The sequence below is a fragment of the Pinirhizobacter sp. genome (genome assembly GCF_035317885.1).
In the GTDB taxonomy this organism is placed as follows: domain Bacteria; phylum Pseudomonadota; class Gammaproteobacteria; order Xanthomonadales; family Rhodanobacteraceae; genus Pinirhizobacter.
Genome location: NZ_DATHFX010000186.1, coordinates 1 through 4,176, shown reverse-complemented (window position 1 = coordinate 4,176; position 4,176 = coordinate 1). Strand labels below are relative to the sequence as shown.

The 4,176-nt window shown below is 62.8% G+C and carries 8 protein-coding genes and 1 pseudogene; 2 read left to right on the top strand and 7 right to left on the bottom strand.

The genetic code is table 11. From position 1 onward, the window contains the following. Nucleotides 1–201 (top strand): GFA family protein (locus tag VK519_RS05905; RefSeq protein ID WP_324348195.1); only part of this gene is annotated, 201 nt, incomplete at its 5' end. A gap of 36 nt (nt 202–237) precedes the next feature. Continuing rightward, nucleotides 238–603, top strand: a complete 366-nt coding sequence (locus VK519_RS05900) for a VOC family protein (RefSeq protein ID WP_324348194.1) — start codon at nt 238–240, stop codon at nt 601–603. A 73-nt stretch (nt 604–676) separates the two neighbouring features. On the opposite strand, the gene VK519_RS05895 is transcribed toward VK519_RS05900, so the two are convergent. From VK519_RS05895 to VK519_RS05865, 7 genes and pseudogenes are all read right to left on the bottom strand, one after another. Further along, nucleotides 677–844, bottom strand: a complete 168-nt coding sequence (locus tag VK519_RS05895) for a 30S ribosomal protein THX (protein WP_324348193.1) — start codon at nt 842–844, stop codon at nt 677–679. 91 nt (nt 845–935) lie between these two features. Then, nucleotides 936–1,871: a cation diffusion facilitator family transporter gene (locus tag VK519_RS05890; protein WP_324348192.1), complete on the bottom strand. Its 936-nt coding sequence runs from the start codon at nt 1,869–1,871 to the stop codon at nt 936–938. A 56-nt stretch (nt 1,872–1,927) separates the two neighbouring features. Then, nucleotides 1,928–2,386, bottom strand: a complete 459-nt coding sequence (locus VK519_RS05885; protein ID WP_414692705.1) for a MerC domain-containing protein — start codon at nt 2,384–2,386, stop codon at nt 1,928–1,930. A 256-nt stretch (nt 2,387–2,642) separates the two neighbouring features. Next, nucleotides 2,643–2,996, bottom strand: a complete 354-nt coding sequence (locus VK519_RS05880) for a hypothetical protein (protein WP_324348191.1) — start codon at nt 2,994–2,996, stop codon at nt 2,643–2,645. A 175-nt stretch (nt 2,997–3,171) separates the two neighbouring features. Further along, nucleotides 3,172–3,645, bottom strand: a complete 474-nt coding sequence (locus VK519_RS05875; protein WP_324348190.1) for a transcriptional repressor — start codon at nt 3,643–3,645, stop codon at nt 3,172–3,174. A gap of 3 nt (nt 3,646–3,648) precedes the next feature. Then, complete coding sequence (locus tag VK519_RS05870; protein WP_324348189.1) at nt 3,649–3,876, bottom strand: hypothetical protein; 228 nt, start codon at nt 3,874–3,876, stop codon at nt 3,649–3,651. Nucleotides 3,877–3,974: 98 nt separating this feature from the next. Further along, a pseudogene (locus VK519_RS05865) lies at nt 3,975–4,176 on the bottom strand (glutamate--tRNA ligase); the annotation flags it as partial.

Below are 4,176 nucleotides of genomic sequence, written 5' to 3'. Positions count from 1 at the left end.
GTCGAGGGCAACGACACCCACTGCGCTACGTGCGGTTCGCTCCTTTATTCCGTCGTACGGGAAGGCGCATACGTGCATGTGGCGATGGGCACGCTTGTCGATGCCCCGTCGATCCGCCCCGCCCACCATATTTTCGTGGGTTCGAAAGCACCCTGGCATGAGATTACCGACGACCTGCCGCAATATGACGAACACGCGTGATCCAGCTCGATCGTCGCCATCAACAAGGAACCGCACATGCTTGTAGGTCTACGCACCGTTATTTATCCGACGACGGATGTTGTCGCGGCCAAGGCCTGGTACACAAAGCTGCTCGAAGCCGAACCCTATTTCGACCAGCCGTTCTACGTCGGCTTCTCGGTGGGCGGGTTCGAATTGGGCCTCCTGCCTGACGGCGAACCCTCCACTGCCGGCGTGCAGGCGTACTGGGCTGTCGCAGACGTCGACGCCGCCTTCAGACGCGCACTCGACCTTGGCGCAAAGGAAATCGAGCCCGTCACCGACGTAGGTGGCGACATCCGCGTGGCGTCGGTGGCCGACCCTTTCGGCAATCGTTTGGGCCTGATCCAGAATCCCCACTTCGACACCGCAGCGGTCCGTTAGCCGCGCTTTTGCCGACGCCCAAACAAAAAACCCCGCCAGGGCGGGGTTTTCTCATCCAGCGTGAACCGATGGATCAGGCGGACTTCTTGCGCGCCGGGGCGGCCTTCTTCACGGCGGCGGGCTTGGCCACCACGGCCGGCTTGCCGGCGACAGCAGGCGCCACGGCGGTGTGCGGGCGGTTGTTGCCGTAGCTGCCGCGGTAGGTCTTGCCACGACGGGTCTTGCGATCGCCCTTACCCATGGGAAACTCCTTAGAATTTAATGTGTTGATGGCCTATCAGCTTATCAGCCGGCCGCCAAAGTGCAAGGGCGGGGGAATTTCGTCAATCCGGTCAAGGCTGTGCGTGACCCTTGCACGGCTCTTCCATGTCCGGACAGGGGCCCGGATCGATCTGCACCGTGGCGTGGCCAATGCCGTAGCGGTCCAGCAGGGTGCGCTTGATGGCATCGAGCACCGCAGCCGCATTGGCGCCCTCGTGGACCTCGGCATGCAACGTTGCCATGCGCGAGCCGCTCGTTACCTGCCAGACATGCACGTGGTGGATGTCGGCGATGCCGGGATCGGCGGCCTTCAGCACCGCCTCGACATCCTCGGGCTTCACGCCTTCGGGCGTTCCTTCCAGCAGGATCTGCGAGGAACGGCGTAGCAGCATCCAGGCGCTGCGGAGGATAAGCAGGCACACCAGCACCGAGAGCACCGGATCGGCCCATAGCCAACCCAGCCAGCGCACCGCCAGTGCAGCGACGATGGCGGCCACGGAACCCAGAAGGTCGCCCAGCACATGCAGGCTGGCACCGGCGACATTGACGTCGTCGTGATCGTGGCCGTGCAAGGTGGTCAGCACCAGCACGTTAACGGCAAGGCCGATCACCGCCACGATCAACATGACCCCGGAAAGGATGGGCGTGGGTGAAAACAGCCGTTGCACCGCCTCGTAGGCAATGAAGACGATCAGCACGAACTGGGTGAGCGCATTGACGAACCCGGCAAGCACTTCCATGCGCCCGTAGCCGAAGGTTCGCTTATCGTCGGCCGGCCGCGTGGCAAACCAGGCGCCACAGAAGGCCAGCAGCATGGCCAGCGAATCCACCAGCATGTGGCCAGCGTCGGCGAGCAGCGCCAGCGAGCCCGACCATAGGCCGCCAAACGCCTCCACCACCATCATCACGGTGGTCAGCACGAAGGCGATCAAAAGCTTCCGCTGGGTGGACATGCCGCCTGGCGCGGGATCGTGCCGGTGATGTTCGTCTGTGTGATTGTGTGCCATGGGGCAATGCTAGGAACCGCGGCACGCGTTACACAATCGCAGCGGACGCGAGGCGTTCAGTGCGCGCAGCTGGGGCCATGCACGTGGATACGATCCAATCGCAGGTTGACGAAGTGCGCCGAGGCCACCAGCAACCCGCCGCACGCCACCAGCACGCTGTGCAGCAACAACGAGCCATTATCGTGCAGCACCGTGACCCCGGCGATCAGCAACAACAGGCCAGGTAATACCAGTCCCAGCGCCAGGCGCCGGCGGTGCCGACGATAGCCGCCCATCAGCGTAATCGTGGCCAACAGGCAGGCAAACAGCACGAAGCCCTTTTCGAAGGTGTGGCTGGCCAGGAAGTTCAGTCCCAGCAAGGGAAGGAAGACCAGCACGAAGGGCAATGCGGCGCAGTGGACGGCGCACAGGAATGACGCCGTAGCACCCAGGCGATCGGCCAGGTGCCACCAACGCTTGCGGATTTCCGGCTCGGGCGGCTGGGTCATGGAAGCAATGGCGTAGGTAGGCTGCATAGGATGGCTATTGTTACTTTATAACGTCCGCAATGCAAGCCATTTTTAACCCGGGTACAAAACCACCGGTTCTTGCGCCATCGAAAGTTCATTCGGACGTCTATACGTCTGTCAACCGATCGCACCCTGCCCCGTTCCCATGCATGGCCCGCAAGCGGCCACCGTTCGCCGACGGCGTCATCCCCTCCCGACGCACCCTCCACGGCGGCGAACCCCACAGGGCGCGGCGTGATGCCGCGCCCTGTTTCTTTGGGTATCAGAACCAGCCAAATCCCTTGGCCATCATTCCCGCAAGGCAAAGCGTCGAGGCGATCAGGCTTCCGAAGAGCAAGTGGAAGTCTGAGCGCGCCTTGATACCAACCTGCTCGAACTTCGCGTCAACACGATCGAACTTCGCATCAACCTTTGCCCCGAACTTCTCGAATCGATCATCGACTTTGTCGAAACGGGCATTCATTTCGGCCCGGAATTCCCGAAATTCGACCTTCTGCTCGTCGAATCGTGCAGAGAAGCTCTCGGTTATCACTTCAAGCCGCGTCACTCGCGTATCAAGCTGCGCAATCTCGAGTGGCACATAGATCGACCGATGAGCCACTGAACTGTCGCTCATGGGAATGAAATCGTTTGGCACAATCGTTCCATGAAATCCGTCGTCGTTACCGCCGCGGTGTGGACGCGCCGGCATGCATTGATTATGCACGCACCCGATGGCGAAGCACATTCAGAAAATGCACCTGATATACGCAGGAATTCCCCTACTTGTGCATTTGCTTACAAAGAACGCCTTACCGGCAATTCTTGCAAACCCCATGCACTTCCACGGTCTGCCCCTGCGGCGTGAAACCGAAGGTGCGCGCCTGCGCTTCGATCAGCTCGGCCACGCGTGGATCGCACACTTCCTGGGCGCCATCACAGACGTCACAGATCAGGAAAGGCACCTGGTGCTGTTCGGCCGGATGGTGGCAGGCCACGAAGGCATTGATCGACTCGAGCTTGTGGATGAAGCCGTTCTCGAGCAGGAAATCGAGCGCGCGATACACCGTGGGCGGGGCCGCGTTGCCATGGGTGTCGCGCAGGCTGTCGAGCAAGTCATACGCCTTCACCGGCTTTCCGGCACGCGCCACCAGTTGCAGCACCTCGCGGCGCAACGGCGTGAGCCGCAGGCCGCGCTCGGTGCTGGCGGTTTCCACCGCGCGCACGAAGCCGATGGCGTCGTCGTGGTGGTGGTCGTGGTGGTTTTCAGAAGGCTTGGTGTTCACGTGTCACTCCTTGCGCCGATCATACGCCGGGTGCGGCAACGGCGGCGGCAGCGGCCTCATCCGCCAGGCAAACCACCAGCCGACGGGCCCCAGGACGGCGCCCCAGGCGGCACCCTGCCATACCTGGCCCCGGCGGTGACCGATCCAGGCCCCCACGACCACGAAGGCGAGCGACCACACCGTGAGCCAGAACCAGGGCACCATCGCCATCAGGTTGGCGAAGATATGCATGAAGGCCCCCGGATCATCCGGGTCCACGCCATGCATCATCCGCGAGAGAAGCTCGTCCAAATGCCGGCCTGTTCAGTCGCGATGGGTCGAATATGGGGTCAGACGCCGCTGCGGGCAATGGCGTCGTCGATGCGGGCCAGCGCCCCTTCCCTTCCGGCCAGGTACACCGTGTGCTCGATCGACGGCGACACCTGGGTGCCGGTCATGGCGACCCGAAGCGGCGCCGCCACCTTGCCCATGCCCAGCGCAAGCTTCGCCGCCACCGCCTCGACCACGCCGTGGATCGCTTCGGGCGCCCAC

What these genes read in the sequence shown, in the direction of transcription:
- VK519_RS05870 (WP_324348189.1), bottom strand. Translation starts at nt 3,876, where the DNA reads ATGCATATCTTCGCCAACCTGATGGCGATGGTGCCCTGGTTCTGGCTC.
- VK519_RS05885 (WP_414692705.1), bottom strand. Translation starts at nt 2,386, where the DNA reads ATGCAGCCTACCTACGCCATTGCTTCCATGACCCAGCCGCCCGAGCCG.
- VK519_RS05880 (WP_324348191.1), bottom strand. Translation starts at nt 2,996, where the DNA reads ATGAGCGACAGTTCAGTGGCTCATCGGTCGATCTATGTGCCACTCGAG.
- VK519_RS05900 (WP_324348194.1), top strand. Translation starts at nt 238, where the DNA reads ATGCTTGTAGGTCTACGCACCGTTATTTATCCGACGACGGATGTTGTC.
- VK519_RS05895 (WP_324348193.1), bottom strand. Translation starts at nt 844, where the DNA reads ATGGGTAAGGGCGATCGCAAGACCCGTCGTGGCAAGACCTACCGCGGC.
- VK519_RS05890 (WP_324348192.1), bottom strand. Translation starts at nt 1,871, where the DNA reads ATGGCACACAATCACACAGACGAACATCACCGGCACGATCCCGCGCCA.